Source organism: Pseudomonas nabeulensis (assembly GCF_004682045.1).
In the GTDB taxonomy this organism is placed as follows: domain Bacteria; phylum Pseudomonadota; class Gammaproteobacteria; order Pseudomonadales; family Pseudomonadaceae; genus Aquipseudomonas; species Aquipseudomonas nabeulensis.
On the sequence record NZ_QUZT01000025.1, the window covers coordinates 40,884 to 57,652 of the forward strand.

The window sequence follows — 16,769 nt, forward strand, 5'->3', positions numbered from 1 at the left end:
AACAGGCGGCTATCCTAACCGTTCCAGGCGCCCAGCGGCATGCTTTGAACACGCGGAAACAACGCCACGGGGTGAAATATATTTCCCGGCGCTTTATAGTGGCCGACCTCCGTTTCATCAAGTAGCCGAGCCCCATGTCCGAGCCACGCAAGATCCTCGTCACCAGCGCCCTGCCCTATGCCAATGGTTCCATCCATCTTGGCCATATGCTCGAGTACATCCAGACCGATATGTGGGTGCGCTTCCAGAAGCATCGCGGCAATCAATGCATTTATGTCTGCGCGGACGACGCCCACGGTTCGGCCATCATGTTGCGCGCCGAAAAGGAAGGCATCACCCCGGAACAACTGATCGCCAACGTGCAGGCTGAACACAGCGCCGACTTTGCCGAGTTCCTGGTGGATTTCGATAACTTCCACTCGACCCACTCCGAAGAAAACCGCGAGCTGTCGAGCCAGATCTACCTGCGGTTGAAGGACGCCGGGCATATCGACCAGCGCTCGGTGACCCAGTATTTCGACCCGGAAAAGAAAATGTTCCTGGCCGACCGCTTCATCAAGGGCACCTGCCCGAAATGCGGTACCGAAGACCAATACGGCGACAACTGCGAGAAATGCGGCGCAACCTACGCGCCGACTGAATTGAAGGATCCGAAGTCGGCGATCTCCGGTGCCACCCCGGTACTCAAGGATTCCCAGCACTTCTTCTTCAAGCTCCCGGATTTCCAGCAAATGCTGCAAACCTGGACCCGCAGCGGCACCCTGCAGGACGCCGTGGCCAACAAGCTCGCCGAATGGCTCGACAGCGGTCTGCAACAGTGGGACATCTCCCGCGATGCGCCGTACTTTGGCTTCGAGATCCCGGGCGAGCCTGGCAAATACTTTTATGTGTGGCTGGATGCGCCAATCGGCTACATGGCCAGCTTCAAGAACCTGTGCGATCGCACGCCAGATCTGGACTTCGACACGTTCTGGAATAAAGACTCCACCGCCGAGCTGTATCACTTCATCGGCAAGGACATCGTCAACTTCCACGCCCTGTTCTGGCCGGCGATGCTTGAAGGCTCGGGCTATCGCAAGCCGACCGCCATCAACGTGCACGGCTACCTGACGGTCAATGGCCAGAAAATGTCCAAGTCCCGTGGCACCTTTATCAAGGCGCGCACCTACCTGGACCACCTGTCGCCGGAATACCTGCGCTACTACTACGCATCCAAGCTGGGCCGTGGCGTAGATGACCTGGACCTGAACCTGGAAGACTTCGTACAGAAGGTCAACTCGGACCTGGTGGGCAAGGTCGTTAACATCGCGAGCCGTTGTGCCGGGTTTATCCACAAGGGTAACGGCGGCCTGCTGGTAGCCGAGAACGCTGCGCCGGAATTGACCGATGCGTTCCTGGCCGCCGCGCCAAGCATCGCCGATGCCTATGAAGCCCGCGACTTTGCCCGCGCCATGCGCGAGATCATGGGCCTGGCCGACCGTGCCAACGCCTGGATCGCCGACAAGGCGCCATGGTCGCTGAACAAACAGGAAGGCAAGCAGGCGGAAGTCCAGGCGATCTGCGCCACGGGCGTCAACCTGTTCCGCCAGTTGGTGATCTTCCTCAAGCCAGTGCTGCCGTTGTTGGCCGCCGACGCCGAAGCGTTCCTCAACGTCGCACCACTCACCTGGAACGACCACGCAACCCTGCTCGCCAACCATCAGTTGAACGAGTTCAAGCCGTTGATGACCCGTATCGACCCGGTCAAAGTCCAGGCCATGACCGACGCTTCGAAAGAAGACCTGGTCGCCAGCCAGACCGACACCGGCGAATCGGCTCCGACTGGCAACGGTGAACTGGCCAAGGACCCGCTTTCCCCGGAAATCGAGTTCGACGCTTTTGCCGCCGTGGACCTGCGTGTTGCGCTGATCATCAAGGCCGAAGCGGTGGAAGGTGCCGACAAGCTGCTGCGCCTGACCCTGGACATCGGTGATGAGCAACGCAACGTGTTCTCGGGCATCAAGAGCGCTTACCCGGACCCCTCCAAGCTCGATGGTCGCCTGACCATGATGATCGCCAACCTCAAGCCGCGGAAAATGAAGTTCGGTATCTCCGAGGGCATGGTGATGGCGGCTGGCCCTGGTGGTGAAGAGATCTACCTGCTCAGCCCTGATAGCGGCGCCAAGCCGGGTCAACGCATCAAGTAGTCTCGTCTGTGGCATGGTGAGCGGGGCAAGCCCGCTCACCACAACAGTCGCTCAGTGCGTGCAACCGGCATACCCATGATCACAGCATGAACCTCATTCAACGTATCGATGCGCTGTTACCGCAGACCCAGTGTGGCAAATGCGGACACCCGGGTTGCAAACCTTACGCCGAGGGCATTGCCCAAGGCGAAGCGATCAACAAGTGCCCGCCTGGCGGTCAGGAGACGATTTCCGGCCTGGCGCAACTGCTGCGCGTAGCCGTATTGGAGCTGGATACCAGGCGAGGTGAAGCGCCGGCGCAAATCGCCTATATCCGCGAAGCCGAGTGCATCGGCTGCACCAAGTGCATCCAGGCCTGCCCGGTGGACGCAATAGTCGGCGCCGCCAAGCTGATGCATACCGTGATCATCGATGAATGCACCGGCTGCGACCTGTGCGTAGCCCCATGCCCTGTCGATTGCATTGAGATGCGCCCGCTGGCAACTGTGATCCCCATCATTGGCGGCCTGGCGAGTACTGATCTCGAGCGGCACGAACGCGGCCTCAAGCGTGATCGCGCCCGGCGGCGGTTTGAACAACGCCATGCGCGCTTGCAACGCGAAGAAGATCACAAGCTTGCCGAACGCCTGGCCCGCGCTAAACGCACGCCGCCCGTGGAAACACCGCTTGAGAATACCCAGCAAGCGGCCCATGACGCCGCGATCAAAAAAGCCAAAATCAACGTTGCGATGAGTCGTGCCCAACTGCACAAGTCCTTGAAGGCATTCGGCCATCCACCGACCTTCGAGCAACAGTCGCAATTGATCGTGCTGCAACAACAATTTGAGGCATCCGAGCAGGCACTGGCGGCACTGGAGCTGAACAGCGCACCGGTAGCCCACCCAGCGCCACGCAATCCCGCCGACCTCAAACGCGCCAAGATCCAGTTGGCGATGCGCCGCGCCGAATTGAAGAAGGCTCAGGACCAACAGTCTGATCCACAGCAACTGGCAAACGCACAGCGCAGGCTTGATGAGGCTCAGCGCTTGGTGGATGCTGATGGCGCACAATGATTCGAGCCTGAGTCATCCAGAGAAATCCCGTTGACCGCCTGCAAGGAACCACCTGCCCGATGAACGCCGCAAAACGCCTGGAAATTTTCCGCAGGCTTCACGAAGACAATCCAGAACCGAAAACCGAACTGGCCTACTCCACGCCGTTCGAGTTGCTGATTGCGGTGATTTTGTCGGCCCAGTCCACAGACGTTGGCGTCAACAAGGCTACGGCAAAACTGTACCCAGTCGCCAACACCCCAGAGGCGATCTATGCCCTCGGCGTGGAAGGTTTGTCGGAGTACATCAAGACCATCGGCCTGTATAACAGCAAGGCCAAGAACGTTATCGAGACGTGCCGCCTATTGGTGGAGATGCATGGGAGCGAAGTACCACAGACTCGTGAAGCGTTGGAGGCCCTTCCAGGTGTGGGCCGCAAGACGGCTAACGTGGTACTCAACACGGCCTTCCGACAACTGACAATGGCGGTGGACACGCACATTTTCCGGGTAAGCAACCGTACCGGTATTGCCCGTGGAAAAAATGTGGTGGAAGTAGAAAAACAATTGATGAAGTTTGTACCCAAACCCTACCTGCTCGATTCCCACCACTGGTTGATCCTGCATGGCCGCTACGTTTGCCAGGCCCGCAAGCCGCGTTGCGGCAGTTGCCGTATCGAAGACCTGTGTGAATACAAGGACAAGACCTCTGACGATTGAGGAATCATTGACTTTCTCGATCCTTCGATTGAAAAAATCTTTTTTACCCAATCATGGATTATCGTTATAAGGAGCGCCAACGGCAGTCTTAGCCCGGAGTGAACCTTATGAGCACTGGCAAAGAACAACTGGAAGTGGAAGATGACCTCGTTGAGTCGGATGACGAGGGAGAGGAAACCCCTGTGGCAGAAGTCGCCAAGACCAATCTGAGCAAACGCCGCACTATCGACAACCTTCTGGAAGAGCGACGCTTGCAAAAACAACTGGCCGATTACGACTTCGACCTTTGATCGAACAGTCGACGACCGGAAGCCTCCCAGACGGAGGCTTTTTTTTGCCGGTAAAGCAGGCGCGGGTTGCTGAGCTGTCTTCTATACCAGGCCGTTGCGCTGCGCCAACTCGATCAGGTCCACCAGGGAACGGGCATTGAGCTTGAGCAGCAGGCGGGTCTTGTAGGTACTCACAGTCTTGTTGCTGAGAAACATACCGTCGGCGATCTCCTTGTTGGTCTTCCCTTTGGCCAACTGCTGCAACACCATCATTTCCCGGCCTGATAGGCGCTCCACCATGTCGGCCTCGCTGGCATTGCCCATGGTGGAACGTACGGAGTTGAGGGCCTGGTTCGGAAAATAGCTGTAGCCCGATAGAACAGCCTTGATAGCACTCAGCAATTCCGTCAGGTCTTGCTGCTTGCAGACATACCCGGCAGCTCCAGCTTGCATGCAGCGCATGGAAAAATGGCCCGGGGCCTGTGAGGTCAGTACCAGCACCTTGAACGGCGCAGGTTGTTTGGTGGAGGACAACCGGCAAATAACTTCCAGGCCGTCGAGTTTGGGAATGCCTATATCCAGTATGACAATGTCCGGCGTATGTTCCCGCGCAAGTTGCAACGCATCGACACCGTTATCGGTCTCGGCAACGACCTCATAACCATGACGCTCCATTAGCATGCGCACAGCAAGACGAATGACGGGATGATCATCCACGATCAGCACTTTATTCATGAGAAAGTCCAATTTCGCTGTTCGAATTATTTAGAGCAAACACAATAGCCTAGTCGTTTCCTAGTTGGCATAGCGCTCCCCCCCGAGCAACAGCAAGCAGAGACCCAACCCACAAAGATAAAGGAAATGCCCTACAAAAAAACACCTGAGCAGATGTATCGAGTTTTATGGAGCCTTTCAGACCTTTCCTGAGCCATTCATATTTCGTGTGAATTCTCCAGGAAACATGGGGGCAAAAGTGAAGGTAACGCACATGGGTTTCAGGAAATGCCCCTTGCCTTGACACCAAGGGACTGCAGGCCGACTGAAAAAGCTCGGCTGCTTTGGTTCCATTTAACATATTTTTTTACACTCCAATTTCCTACAGAGATTTCCGTTAGTTACGCATCAACCACACTTCCATGAGTGAATCTTCTGTAAGACTAGTTCCCAATCAGGTGTAAAAAATTCATTCAGCCTACAAAACTCACTCAACACCCAAAAAACCAACTACCCATTCGATTTACTAATTCAACATTTTCAAGATACGTTTAATCGTTATAAACATCACGGCTGGTTAAATTCAACCGGCAAAAAAAATGGCCCCTTGAAAAAGGGGCCATTTTTCACAACAAGCCAAACACTCAGAACAACGCGCGGCCTTTGTTGGCAGCAATACGCATGCGCAATGCATTCAACTTAATGAAGCCTGCTGCGTCCGCCTGGTTGTAGGCGCCGCCATCTTCTTCGAAGGTGGCGATATTGGCGTCGAACAGCGATTCATCGGATTTGCGACCGGTAACGATCACGTTGCCCTTGTACAGCTTCAGGCGCACAACGCCATTCACGTGGACCTGGGAGGCGTCGATCATCTGTTGCAGCATCAGACGCTCAGGGCTCCACCAGTAGCCGGTGTAGATCAGGCTGGCGTACTTGGGCATCAACTCATCTTTGAGGTGAGCCACTTCACGGTCCAGGGTGATGGACTCGATGGCGCGGTGAGCGCGCAGCATGATGGTGCCGCCTGGGGTTTCGTAGCAGCCACGGGACTTCATGCCCACGTAACGGTTCTCGACGATGTCGAGGCGGCCGATACCGTGCTCACCACCGATACGGTTCAGAGTCGCCAACACGGTGGCCGGGGTCATTTCGACACCGTCCAGCGCGACGATGTCGCCGTTGCGGTAGGTCAGTTCCAGGTACTGCGGCTTGTCTGGAGCGTTCTCCGGGGAGACGGTCCATTTCCACATGTCTTCTTCGTGTTCGGTCCAGGTGTCTTCCAGCACGCCGCCTTCATAGGAGATGTGCAGCAAGTTGGCGTCCATCGAGTACGGGGACTTCTTCTTGCCGTGACGCTCGATCGGGATTGCGTGCTTTTCAGCGTAATCCATCAGCTTTTCACGAGACAGCAGGTCCCATTCGCGCCAAGGAGCAATCACTTTCACGCCTGGCTTGAGGGCGTAGGCGCCCAGCTCGAAACGCACCTGGTCGTTGCCCTTGCCGGTAGCGCCATGGGAAATGGCGTCAGCGCCGGTTTCGTTGGCGATTTCGATCAGGCGCTTGGCGATCAGCGGACGTGCGATGGAGGTACCCAGCAAGTACTCGCCTTCGTAGACGGTGTTGGCGCGAAACATCGGGAAAACGAAATCGCGGACGAACTCTTCGCGCAGGTCGTCAATGTAGATCTCTTTCACGCCCATGGCTTGCGCCTTGGCACGTGCAGGTTCGACCTCTTCGCCCTGACCCAGGTCAGCGGTGAAGGTCACCACTTCACAGTTATAAGTATCCTGCAGCCACTTGAGGATCACCGAAGTGTCCAGGCCGCCGGAATACGCGAGAACGACCTTGTTTACGTCGGCCATGCCATCACTCCACGGGGTTGTACGGAAAGCCGTCGATTCTACCGACCAAAACCGTGAATTTACAGGGGCGCGACAGCAAATGAAGATAAAGCGACAGATTATGTCGAGCGGGCGACCGATGGTCGCGCCTTATGAGGTCGCCGCCGGGTTGCTCGGAGCAGCAGCTTGGGGCGCCGGCTTCTCGGGGGCGGCCACGCGTTCCAACTGAATATTTACGCGGCGATTCCGGGCCCGATTGGCAGGATTGGTATTGGGTACCAGCGGGTAGCTCTCGCCGTGGAAGCGCAGGGTGATCTGGGATTCCTGGATGCCGTTGGCCTTGAAATAGTCCATCACCGCCAAGCCACGGCGGCGCGAGACGTCACGGTTGGTCAGGCGATTGCCGCTGTTGTCCGAGTGACCGTTCAACTCGATATGGTTGACGGTGGGGTCGGCTTTCATGAACGCGAGGATCACATCCAGCTTCTTCTTGGCCGCCGCGTCCAGCTCGATACCGCCACCGGGAAACCCCACCTCGGTCTGTTTGACCTGATCGTAGTTCATCGGCAACAGCTTGGTGGTGCACAGCTGATAGTCGTTGTAGGCCTTGTTGAACTTCACCGGCAGCAGACGGATTTCCGAATAGCCACCTGCGCGCCCGTAATGCCGGACTGTGGGGCTGCGTCCTTCCAGCAAGCCGGTAAACAAGCGTCCGGCCTGGGCTTGAGAAGTGTTAAACAGCACATCGCCACTGCCGGCACGCACGGCGCCGAGGTTGATATCACCTCGCCCAGGTTGCCACGGGGCAGCAGCTGCCAACAAAGTGGCCGAACCAGCGCCCAGCGCGCCGCTGTAGGCTTTCAGGCGAAACGTCGCCTGCTCACCGGCCCGGCGCACGAACTCACCCGAACCAAAATCGGTGATCGGTTGGGTCAAGCGGCACTCGAACTGATCGCCCTCTACCTTCCACTCAATATTCTCCAGACGTGTCTGGAACGTGAGGGCCATCGCAGGCAGGCTGGCGAACACACTGAGCAGGGCTAGATATTGCTGGCGCACGGGCGGCTCCACTGGTTTCTACAACACGTCAAAGCGTCATACATCGAAAAGGCATACAAAAGGCTATCGGATGCATCCTGCAAAACTTGATAGCGAGTGCCTGCAAGAGTCTTTTCCGGTAGCATTCGCCCCAGATTGACCCGCCTGGAATCCCCAATGTCCGACCGCCTGACCCTGCTGCGTCCCGACGACTGGCATATTCATCTTCGCGATGGTGCTGCGTTACCCCAAACCGTGGCCGATGTAGCGCGCACGTTTGGCCGCGCCATCATCATGCCTAACCTGGTACCTCCGGTGCGTAATGCCGAGCAAGCCGATGCCTATCGCCAGCGTATCCTCGCTGCGCGGCCGGCCGGCAGCCGCTTCGAACCGTTGATGGTGCTCTACCTTACCGACCGCACCCAGCCCGAAGAGATTCGCGAGGCCAAGGCCAGCGGTTTCGTGTATGCCGCCAAGCTGTACCCGGCAGGCGCGACCACCAACTCCGATTCCGGCGTGACCAGTATCGACAAGATCCTGCCGGCCATCGAAGCCATGGCTGAAGTCGGCATGCCGCTGTTGATCCACGGTGAAGTCACCCGTGGCGACGTGGACGTGTTCGACCGCGAGAAGATCTTCATCGACGAGCATATGCGCCGTGTGGTCGAGCTGTTCCCGACCCTCAAGGTGGTGTTCGAACACATCACCACGGCCGACGCGGTGCAGTTCGTCACCGAGGCTTCGGCCAACGTCGGTGCGACCATCACCGCTCATCACTTGCTGTACAACCGCAACCACATGCTGGTGGGCGGGATTCGGCCGCACTTTTATTGCCTGCCGATCCTCAAGCGCAACACCCATCAGGTGGCCTTGCTGGACGCAGCGACCAGCGGTAATCCGAAGTTCTTCCTCGGCACCGACTCCGCGCCTCACGCCCAGCATGCCAAGGAAGCCGCATGCGGTTGTGCCGGTTGCTACACCGCCTATGCCGCAATCGAGCTGTACGCCGAAGCGTTCGAACAACGCAACGCGCTGGACAAACTCGAAGCGTTCGCCAGCCTCAACGGCCCGCGGTTCTACGGCCTGCCGGCGAATACCGACCGCATCACCCTGGTCCGTGAAGACTGGACCGCCCCTGCCAGCCTGCCGTTTGGCGAGCTGACTGTTATCCCGCTGCGCGCCGGTGAAACACTGCGCTGGCGCCTGCTGGAGGAAAGCAAGTGAGTGACGACCATTACGACGACGAACACGAGCACAGTGGTGGCGGCTCTCGCCACCCGATGGCCGAGCGGTTTCGCGGCTATCTGCCGGTTGTCATCGACGTAGAAACCGGTGGTTTCAATAGCGCTACCGACGCGCTGTTGGAAATCGCTGCGACCACCATCGGCATGGATGAACAGGGTTTTGTGTTCCCGGAGCACACCCACTTCTTCCGCGTCGAACCGTTCGAAGGCGCCAATATCGAAGCAGCCGCCCTGGAATTCACTGGCATCAAGCTCGATCACCCACTGCGCATGGCGGTGAGCGAAGAAGCGGCGCTGACCGATATCTTCCGCGGCGTGCGCAAGGCGTTGAAAGCCAATGGCTGTAAACGTGCGATTCTGGTGGGCCACAACAGCAGCTTCGACCTGGGATTCCTGAATGCAGCCGTGGCGCGGTTGGACATGAAGCGCAACCCGTTTCACCCGTTCTCCAGCTTCGACACTGCCACCCTCGCGGGCCTGGCTTACGGTCAGACCGTGCTGGCCAAAGCCTGCCAGGCAGCCGGTATCGACTTTGACGGTCGTGAGGCCCACTCGGCGCGCTATGACACGGAGAAGACGGCTGAGTTGTTCTGCGGCATCGTCAATCGCTGGAAAGACATGGGCGGTTGGGAAGACTTCAACGACTGAAATCGCGAGCTTTTGTAGTGAGCGGGCTTGCCCCGCGCTGGGCGGCAAAGCCGCCCCAATAAGGCCGCCGCGGTGCTTCAGAGAGACCGAGGAGCTTGAGTTTGGGGCGGCTTCGCCACCCAGCGCGGGGCAAGCCCGCTCACTACAGACCCTATCCCGCTCATAAAAAAACCGGCCCTCTCAGGCCGGTTTTTTTGTACCTCGAACGTGGCTTACAGCTTGCCGGCGTTCTCGGTCAGGTAAGCCGCAACGCCTTCTGGCGAAGCGTTCATGCCTTTGTCGCCTTTTTTCCAGTTGGCCGGGCAAACTTCGCCGTGCTCTTCGTGGAATTGCAGAGCGTCGACCAGGCGGATCAGTTCTTCCATGTTACGGCCCAGTGGCAGGTCGTTAACGATCTGGGAGCGAACAACGCCTTTGTCGTCGATCAGGAATGCGCCACGGAAAGCCACGCCGCCTTCGGATTCAACGTCATAGGCCTTGGCGATGTCGTGCTTCAGGTCGGCAGCCATGGTGTATTTGACTTTGCCGATGCCGCCATCATTGATGGCGGTGTTGCGCCAGGCGTTGTGGGTGAAGTGGGAGTCGATGGAAACCGCGACCACTTCAACGTTGCGCGCCTTGAAATCGTCCATACGATGGTCCAGAGCGATCAGCTCCGAAGGGCAGACGAAGGTGAAGTCCAGCGGGTAGAAGAACACCAGGCCGTATTTGCCTTTGATGGCTTCAGACAGTTTGTAGCTGTCTACGATTTCGCCATTGCCGAGGACGGCAGGTACGTCGAAATCCGGGGCTTGTTTGCCGACGAGTACGCTCATTGGGTATCTCCTGATGTGAGGGTGACGATTGAAGTAAAAGGACCGATCCAAGTCTGCCGCTGATAAGCGACAGCCCTGTGACGCAGTCACGCTTCGTGAAGACCGACCATCATACACTGAAAAAACCGTTCGTCAGTGCGGGCGCAATGCCAGCCAATACCCTACGATTCTACTTTGACAATCATTCTCGTTAACATTAAGATCCATCGCACTTAAGCCTTAAACCCGCGACGGTTCTCCCTTATGTATGTGTGTCTTTGTACCGGCGTCACCGACGGACAAATCCGCGAAGCAATCTACGAAGGTTGCTGCAGCTACAAGGAAGTGCGTGAAACCACCGGCGTTGCCAGCCAGTGCGGCAAATGCGCTTGCCTCGCCAAGCAAGTCGTACGGGAAACCCTGACGCAGCTGCAAACAGCCCAGGCCGCGCTCCCCTACACAGCAGAATTTACACACGCCTAATTGGGCGTGTTTTAAAGAACCGGACTTAGTGTCCGGTTTTTTTATGCCTGCAATTCAATTAGTTAGCGCCAAGACGCGGAACACAAACATTCTTATTCCGATTAATTTTCATTTATTATTCAATAACTTAGGTTTGACACTAGGGTTTTCGCCGCTCAAACTCCGCCCTATACACAGCGATTACAGGGCAGGACCCCAGTCATGAAAGGCGACATCTCAGTCATCCAGCAACTCAATAAAATCCTTGCCAATGAACTGGTCGCGATCAATCAGTACTTCCTGCATGCGCGCATGTACGACGATTGGGGCCTGGAAAAGCTGGGCAAGCGTGAATACAAAGAATCCATCAAGGCCATGAAAGATGCGGACAAGCTGATCAAGCGCATCCTGTTCCTGGAAGGCCTGCCGAACGTACAGGACCTGGGCAAGCTGAACATCGGCGAGCACACTCAGGAAATGATCAGCAGCGACTTGAAGTTCGAGCAAAAGAGCCACAGCGACCTCAAGGCCGCCATCGCTCATTGCGAAACCAAGGGCGACTTCGGCAGCCGTGAACTGCTGGAAGACATCCTGGAAGATCAGGAAGAACATATCGACTGGCTGGAAACCCAACTGGGCCTGATCGACAAAGTCAGCCTGGAAAACTACCTGCAATCGCAGATGGGCGAAGAATAAGCCCCCAGCCCGCAGGTATAAAAAAGCCCCGCTCTCTTTCGAGAAGCGGGGCTTTTTATTGCCTGCAAATCAAGCGCCGGTCTTGGCCGCCGCGTTTGCTGCAGCTTCCTTGATCAGCGTTTGCAGCGAGCCATCGGCCGCCATCTCACCGATGATGTCACTGCCGCCGACCAGCTCACCGGCTACCCACAGCTGTGGGAACGTAGGCCAGTTGGCGTACTTCGGCAGGTTGGCGCGAATTTCAGGGTTTTGCAGGATATCCACGTAAGCGAATTTCTCGCCGCACGCCATGATGGCCTGGGAAGCCTTCGCGGAGAAACCGCACTGAGGAGCGTTAGGTGCGCCCTTCATGTAAAGCAGAATGGTGTTGTTGGCAATCTGCTCTTTGATCGTTTCGATGATATCCATGGAACACCTCGGCTGGAACTTTGCGACTCACAGGTCGGCACGGTGGCGCATTGTAACGCAAAATTCCAGCGCAGTGCTCAGGCGGCTGCTACCTGCACCGGTACGCCATTGAGCGCTGCGTTGCCCGATAACTCATCCAACTGCCGCTCGTCGGTCAAATCATTGGCACTGGCACCGGGTTGACCACTGGCGATGGACATCTGCACACCTGGGCGCGCGTGCCCCCAGCCGTGGGGCAGGCTGACGACGCCGGGCATCATGTCCAGGCTGGCGAGCACCTCCACCTCGATCATGCCGATGCGCGAACTCACCCGCACCCGCTGGCCATCAGTTAGCTTCCGACTCGTTAGATCGTCGGGATGCATCAGCAATTGGTGTCGAGGCTTGCCCTTCACCAAGCGGTGATAGTTATGCATCCACGAATTATTGCTGCGCACATGCCGACGGCCGATCAACAGCAATTCGTTGCCCTCAGGCACGGGCTGCGCCGCAAAGCGCGCCAGGTCGGCGAGGATCACCGCCGGGGCGGCCTGCACCTTGCCACCGGCCGTTTTCAAACGCGACGCGAGGTTGGCCTTGAGCGGCCCCAGGTCAACGCCATGGGGATGATCCGCCAGCATCGCCACTGACAGCTTATGCGGCGAGGCATCGCCATAAACTCCGGCACGCAGCCCAAAGTCGATCATCTGCGCTGGCGCCATGGTCGGCTTCAACGCAGCACCGGTGTGCGCGGCAAACGCCTTGGCCAGGCCAACAAAAATTTCCCAGTCATGCAGCGCGCCTGGAGGCTTGGGCAAGATCGCCCGATTGAAGCGGGTGACATTACGCACGGCGAACATATTGAAAGTCGTGTCGTAGTGATCGTTTTCCAGGGCCGATGTGGACGGCAGGATCAAGTCGGCATAGCGCGTCGTCTCGTTGATATACAGATCAACGCTGACCATGAACTCCAAGCCATCCAGCGCCTGTTCCAACTGGCGACCGTTCGGTGTCGACAACACCGGATTACCCGCCACCGTCACCAATGCGCGGATTTGTCCTTCGCCTTCAGTGAGCATTTCCTCGGCCAATGCCGACACAGGCAACTCGCCACCGTACTCCGGACGCCCGGACACCCGGCTTTGCCAGCGATTGAAATGCCCACCGCCCGTGGCGGCCACCAAGTCCACGGCCGGCGTCGTACACAAGGCCCCACCGATACGGTCCAGGTTACCCGTGACCAAATTGATCAATTGCACCAACCAATGGCACAACGTACCAAATGCCTGGGTCGAGACCCCCATACGCCCGTAGCACACGGCCTTGTCGGCAGCGGAGAAGTCTCGCGCCAACTGGCGGATCTGCTCGGCAGGCACCGCACACTGGCGGCTCATGGATTCAGCGGTAAATCCGGCAATGGCCTGCCGGACATCCTCAAGGCCTTCAACCGGCAGATGAGTGTCGCGGGTCAGGTTCTCGCTGAACAACGTGTTGAGCACACCGAACAGCAACGCCGCATCGCCACCCGGCCGTACGAACAAATGCTGATCAGCCATCGCCGCCGTCTCGCTGCGCCGAGGGTCGACCACCACCACTTTGCCACCGCGGGCCTGGATCGCCTTGAGGCGCTTCTCCACGTCGGGCACGGTCATGATGCTGCCGTTGGACGCCAGCGGGTTACCGCCGAGGATCAGCATAAAGTCGGTGTGGTCGATATCCGGGATCGGCAACAGGAGGCCATGGCCGTACATCAGGTGGCTGGTGAGGTGATGGGGCAATTGGTCCACCGAGGTTGCGGAAAACCGATTGCGCGTCTTGAGCAAGCCCAAAAAGTAGTTGCTGTGGGTCATCAACCCGTAGTTATGCACGCTGGGGTTGCCCTGATACACCGCCACCGCGTTCTGGCCGTGGCGGGCTTGAATGCCCGCCAGCTTTTCGGCGACCAGGGCAAAGGCGTCTTCCCACGCAATCGGCTGCCACTCACTGCCCACCCGCAGCATGGGCTGGTGCAAACGGTCCGGGTCATTCTGGATGTCCTGCAGCGCCACGGCCTTGGGGCAGATATGCCCGCGGCTGAACGTATCCAGCGCATCGCCCTTGATCGAAGTGATTGCCAGGCTACCGTCGTTGGCCTGGGTGGTTTCCAGGGTCAGGCCGCAAATGGCTTCACACAGATGGCAGGCACGGTGGTGGAGAGTCTTGGTCATGGCCAGTCTCTTTATTGGGCTTTGATCCCACTATGGGCTGCGACCGACAGGGGCGCCAGCAACGTTCGTCCCGTGAATCGGCCTGCATCAGGCCAAGCCATGACCAAGCATGAGCAAATGTTTCAAAAGCCTCCCACGCCCCGCTGAAACCGACACACCCTGGCCCAAGCCCGCCCCTGCGCATTGCAAAAGGTTACGAGGCCAGTGTACAAATGGCCCGCTGCTGTCTGGAAAACGTCTTCAAAAGCGCTCTGGCGCCCTTCTTGAACACCCATAAAAACCGTAGCCCTATTGGTAAGACGCGACATTTAATGTCAATATCGCGCCTCCCCCTATTTCGTCGCCCCGTGCGGCTTTCGCCGCAGGTCTCGCCCGTTGTCACAATAAACAAGGCTTTGAGTATCTGCGGTCTGTTGCAAAAAGGTAGTTAATGATGAGCGCAAGGCACTTTCTCTCCCTGATGGATTGCACGCCCGAAGAGCTGGTCAGCGTGATCCGTCGAGGCATTGAGCTAAAAGACCTGCGTAACCGCGGCGTACTGTTCGAGCCTTTGAAAAACCGCGTGCTCGGCATGATTTTCGAGAAGTCGTCGACCCGCACCCGTGTGTCCTTTGAAGCCGGCATGATCCAACTGGGTGGCCAGGCCATCTTCCTGTCGTCGCGCGACACCCAACTGGGCCGTGGCGAGCCGGTCGCCGACAGCGCCATCGTGATGTCGAGCATGCTCGATGCGGTGATGATCCGTACCTTTGCCCACAGCACCGTGACCGAATTTTCCGCCAACTCCCGCGTGCCGGTGATCAACGGTCTGTCCGATGACCTGCACCCGTGCCAATTGCTGGCCGACATGCAAACCTTTCTTGAACACCGTGGTTCGATCCAAGGCAAGACCGTGGCGTGGATCGGCGATGGCAACAACATGTGCAACAGCTATATAGAAGCGGCGATCCAGTTCGACTTCCAACTGCGCGTTGCTTGCCCGAAAGGCTACGAGCCCGATGCGCGCTTCCTGGCGCAAGCCGGAGACCGCGTGACCGTCGTGCGTGACCCACGTGAAGCCGTGACCGGCGCCCACCTGGTGAGTACCGACGTCTGGACCTCCATGGGCCAGGAAGACGAGACCACCCAGCGCCTGGCCCTGTTCGCGCCGTACCAGGTGAACCGTGCCCTGCTCGACCTGGCGGCGCCGGACGTGCTGTTCATGCACTGCCTGCCAGCGCACCGTGGCGAAGAAATCAGCCTCGACCTGCTGGATGACCCGCGTTCCGTTGCCTGGGACCAGGCCGAAAACCGCCTGCATGCGCAAAAGGCGTTGCTGGAATTTCTCGTTCCGCCGTCGTACCACCACGCATGAGCCATTCATTACTGCTGAACCTGCGCAATCTGGCATGCGGCTATCAAGATCAACGGGTGGTGCAGAACCTCAATCTGCACCTCAATGCCGGCGATATCGGCTGCCTGCTGGGCTCCTCGGGTTGCGGCAAGACCACGACCCTACGTGCGATTGCCGGGTTTGAGCCGGTGCACGAAGGCGAAATCAGCCTGGCTGGCGAAGTGATCTCCAGTGCCGGTTTCACACTGGCTCCGGAGAAACGTCGCATTGGCATGGTGTTCCAGGACTACGCGCTGTTTCCGCACCTGAGCGTCGCCGACAACATCGCTTTCGGCATTCGCAAGCACCCGCAAAAAGACCGCGTGGTCACCGAATTGCTGGAGCTGGTCAACCTGAAAAACCTGGGCAAGCGCTTCCCCCACGAGTTGTCCGGTGGCCAGCAACAACGCGTCGCCCTCGCCCGTGCCCTGGCGCCGGAGCCACAGCTATTGCTGCTGGATGAACCGTTCTCCAACCTCGATGGCGAACTGCGCCGCAAGCTCAGCCATGAGGTGCGTGACATCCTCAAGACGCGGGGCACCAGTGCGATCCTGGTCACCCATGACCAGGAAGAAGCCTTCGCGGTGAGCGATCAGGTCGGCGTGTTCAAGGAAGGTCGCCTTGAGCAGTGGGATACGCCCTACAACCTTTATCACGAACCGCAGACGCCATACGTTGCGAGCTTTATCGGCCAGGGCTATTTCATCCGTGGCCAATTGAGCTCGCCGGAATCGGTCAGCACTGAACTGGGTGATTTGCGCGGGAATCGCGCCTACACCTGGCCGACCGGTGGCGCGGTGGATGTGTTGCTGCGTCCGGATGACATCGTCTACGCGCCGGATAGCGCGTTGAAAGCGCGAATTGTCGGCAAGACGTTCCTGGGTGCATCGACGCTATACCGCCTGCAACTGCCGACGGGTGCGCAGCTGGAGTCGATTTTCCCGAGCCATGCCGACCATCAGGTCGGGGCAGATGTGGGCATTCGGGTGGCGGCTGAGCATTTGGTGTTGTTCCAGGCGTCGGGCAGTGTGGCGGCGCAGATTCCACAATCGGATTCAGGCGTACGGCGCTACAGCCCAGCCCACTGATTACCTGAAGAAACCGGGTCAAAATGTGGGAGGGGGCTTGCCCCCGATAGCGGTGGATCAGTAAATATCTCTA

Annotated in this window: 15 protein-coding genes and 1 pseudogene; 10 read left to right on the forward strand and 6 right to left on the reverse strand. The window is 58.2% G+C overall.

Translation table 11 applies throughout. The annotated features are described in order from the left end of the window. Positions 1–134 precede the first annotated feature (134 nt). The 4 genes and pseudogenes from metG to DYL61_RS14935 all read left to right on the forward strand — a co-directional run bounded on the left by metG (position 135) and on the right by DYL61_RS14935 (position 4,226). Positions 135–2,186 carry a methionine--tRNA ligase gene (gene metG / locus DYL61_RS14920; protein ID WP_135308940.1) on the forward strand — a complete coding sequence of 684 codons (2,052 nt, stop codon included), beginning with the start codon at positions 135–137 and terminating at the stop codon, positions 2,184–2,186. 62 nt (positions 2,187–2,248) lie between these two features. Beyond that, a pseudogene (rsxB, locus tag DYL61_RS14925) lies at positions 2,249–3,238 on the forward strand (electron transport complex subunit RsxB); the annotation flags it as partial. A gap of 59 nt (positions 3,239–3,297) precedes the next feature. After that, entirely contained in the window at positions 3,298–3,936 is a 639-nt protein-coding gene (gene nth / locus DYL61_RS14930) for an endonuclease III (RefSeq protein ID WP_135308942.1), read from the forward strand. A gap of 107 nt (positions 3,937–4,043) precedes the next feature. Then, on the forward strand, positions 4,044–4,226 hold the full coding sequence (locus DYL61_RS14935) for a PA3496 family putative envelope integrity protein (RefSeq protein WP_135308943.1): 183 nt from the start codon (positions 4,044–4,046) through the stop codon (positions 4,224–4,226). A gap of 81 nt (positions 4,227–4,307) precedes the next feature. Here DYL61_RS14935 and DYL61_RS14940 read toward each other — a convergent pair whose 3' ends face one another. From DYL61_RS14940 to DYL61_RS14950, 3 genes are all read right to left on the reverse strand, one after another. Then, the gene (locus DYL61_RS14940) at positions 4,308–4,940 is read right to left on the reverse strand and encodes a response regulator transcription factor (RefSeq protein ID WP_105696354.1); all 633 of its coding nucleotides are present in this window, start codon (positions 4,938–4,940) and stop codon (positions 4,308–4,310) included. A 623-nt stretch (positions 4,941–5,563) separates the two neighbouring features. After that, positions 5,564–6,781, reverse strand: coding sequence for an argininosuccinate synthase (locus DYL61_RS14945; protein ID WP_105696355.1), 1,218 nt, complete (start codon positions 6,779–6,781; stop codon positions 5,564–5,566). A gap of 129 nt (positions 6,782–6,910) precedes the next feature. Then, the gene (locus DYL61_RS14950) at positions 6,911–7,819 is read right to left on the reverse strand and encodes a flagellar protein MotY (protein ID WP_135308944.1); all 909 of its coding nucleotides are present in this window, start codon (positions 7,817–7,819) and stop codon (positions 6,911–6,913) included. A 156-nt stretch (positions 7,820–7,975) separates the two neighbouring features. On the opposite strand from DYL61_RS14950, the gene pyrC reads away from it, so the two are divergent. Together pyrC and rnt are read left to right on the forward strand one after the other, a co-directional pair. Further along, entirely contained in the window at positions 7,976–9,022 is a 1,047-nt protein-coding gene (pyrC, locus tag DYL61_RS14955) for a dihydroorotase (protein ID WP_105696357.1), read from the forward strand. Then, positions 9,019–9,690 (forward strand): ribonuclease T, encoded by a 672-nt coding sequence (gene rnt / locus DYL61_RS14960; protein ID WP_135308945.1) that lies wholly within the window; start codon positions 9,019–9,021, stop codon positions 9,688–9,690. Before pyrC ends, rnt begins: the two co-directional genes overlap by 4 nt. Positions 9,691–9,902: 212 nt before the next feature. On the opposite strand, the gene DYL61_RS14965 is transcribed toward rnt, so the two are convergent. Beyond that, a complete protein-coding gene (locus DYL61_RS14965; RefSeq protein ID WP_105696358.1) occupies positions 9,903–10,505 on the reverse strand; it encodes a peroxiredoxin in 603 nt (200 codons plus the stop codon). Between the two features lie 243 nt (positions 10,506–10,748). Between DYL61_RS14965 and DYL61_RS14970 the strand changes: the two genes are divergently transcribed. Beyond that, positions 10,749–10,967, forward strand: coding sequence for a bacterioferritin-associated ferredoxin (locus DYL61_RS14970; RefSeq protein WP_078740971.1), 219 nt, complete (start codon positions 10,749–10,751; stop codon positions 10,965–10,967). 201 nt (positions 10,968–11,168) lie between these two features. Continuing rightward, positions 11,169–11,642 carry a bacterioferritin gene (bfr, locus tag DYL61_RS14975; RefSeq protein WP_105696359.1) on the forward strand — a complete coding sequence of 158 codons (474 nt, stop codon included), beginning with the start codon at positions 11,169–11,171 and terminating at the stop codon, positions 11,640–11,642. 69 nt (positions 11,643–11,711) lie between these two features. Here bfr and grxD read toward each other — a convergent pair whose 3' ends face one another. Further along, the gene (grxD, locus tag DYL61_RS14980) at positions 11,712–12,050 is read right to left on the reverse strand and encodes a Grx4 family monothiol glutaredoxin (RefSeq protein ID WP_135308946.1); all 339 of its coding nucleotides are present in this window, start codon (positions 12,048–12,050) and stop codon (positions 11,712–11,714) included. A 77-nt stretch (positions 12,051–12,127) separates the two neighbouring features. Then, positions 12,128–14,236, reverse strand: a complete 2,109-nt coding sequence (locus DYL61_RS14985) for a molybdopterin oxidoreductase family protein (protein ID WP_135308947.1) — start codon at positions 14,234–14,236, stop codon at positions 12,128–12,130. Positions 14,237–14,669: 433 nt separating this feature from the next. On the opposite strand from DYL61_RS14985, the gene argF reads away from it, so the two are divergent. Both argF and DYL61_RS15000 read left to right on the forward strand, forming a co-directional pair. Next, positions 14,670–15,590 (forward strand): ornithine carbamoyltransferase, encoded by a 921-nt coding sequence (gene argF / locus DYL61_RS14995; RefSeq protein WP_135308948.1) that lies wholly within the window; start codon positions 14,670–14,672, stop codon positions 15,588–15,590. Next, positions 15,587–16,696 carry an ABC transporter ATP-binding protein gene (locus tag DYL61_RS15000; RefSeq protein WP_135308949.1) on the forward strand — a complete coding sequence of 370 codons (1,110 nt, stop codon included), beginning with the start codon at positions 15,587–15,589 and terminating at the stop codon, positions 16,694–16,696. The genes argF and DYL61_RS15000 overlap by 4 nt, the downstream gene beginning before the upstream one ends. The last annotated feature ends 73 nt before the right edge of the window (positions 16,697–16,769 follow it).

Bases quoted from the DNA above. Each gene is read 5' to 3' on its own strand.
- DYL61_RS14935 (WP_135308943.1), top strand. From the start codon at position 4,044: ATGAGCACTGGCAAAGAACAACTGGAAGTGGAAGATGACCTCGTTGAG.
- metG (WP_135308940.1), top strand. From the start codon at position 135: ATGTCCGAGCCACGCAAGATCCTCGTCACCAGCGCCCTGCCCTATGCC.
- pyrC (WP_105696357.1), top strand. From the start codon at position 7,976: ATGTCCGACCGCCTGACCCTGCTGCGTCCCGACGACTGGCATATTCAT.
- bfr (WP_105696359.1), top strand. From the start codon at position 11,169: ATGAAAGGCGACATCTCAGTCATCCAGCAACTCAATAAAATCCTTGCC.
- DYL61_RS14945 (WP_105696355.1), bottom strand. From the start codon at position 6,781: ATGGCCGACGTAAACAAGGTCGTTCTCGCGTATTCCGGCGGCCTGGAC.
- nth (WP_135308942.1), top strand. From the start codon at position 3,298: ATGAACGCCGCAAAACGCCTGGAAATTTTCCGCAGGCTTCACGAAGAC.
- DYL61_RS14940 (WP_105696354.1), bottom strand. From the start codon at position 4,940: ATGAATAAAGTGCTGATCGTGGATGATCATCCCGTCATTCGTCTTGCT.
- argF (WP_135308948.1), top strand. From the start codon at position 14,670: ATGAGCGCAAGGCACTTTCTCTCCCTGATGGATTGCACGCCCGAAGAG.
- DYL61_RS14970 (WP_078740971.1), top strand. From the start codon at position 10,749: ATGTATGTGTGTCTTTGTACCGGCGTCACCGACGGACAAATCCGCGAA.
- DYL61_RS14965 (WP_105696358.1), bottom strand. From the start codon at position 10,505: ATGAGCGTACTCGTCGGCAAACAAGCCCCGGATTTCGACGTACCTGCC.
- grxD (WP_135308946.1), bottom strand. From the start codon at position 12,050: ATGGATATCATCGAAACGATCAAAGAGCAGATTGCCAACAACACCATT.
- DYL61_RS14985 (WP_135308947.1), bottom strand. From the start codon at position 14,236: ATGACCAAGACTCTCCACCACCGTGCCTGCCATCTGTGTGAAGCCATT.
- DYL61_RS15000 (WP_135308949.1), top strand. From the start codon at position 15,587: ATGAGCCATTCATTACTGCTGAACCTGCGCAATCTGGCATGCGGCTAT.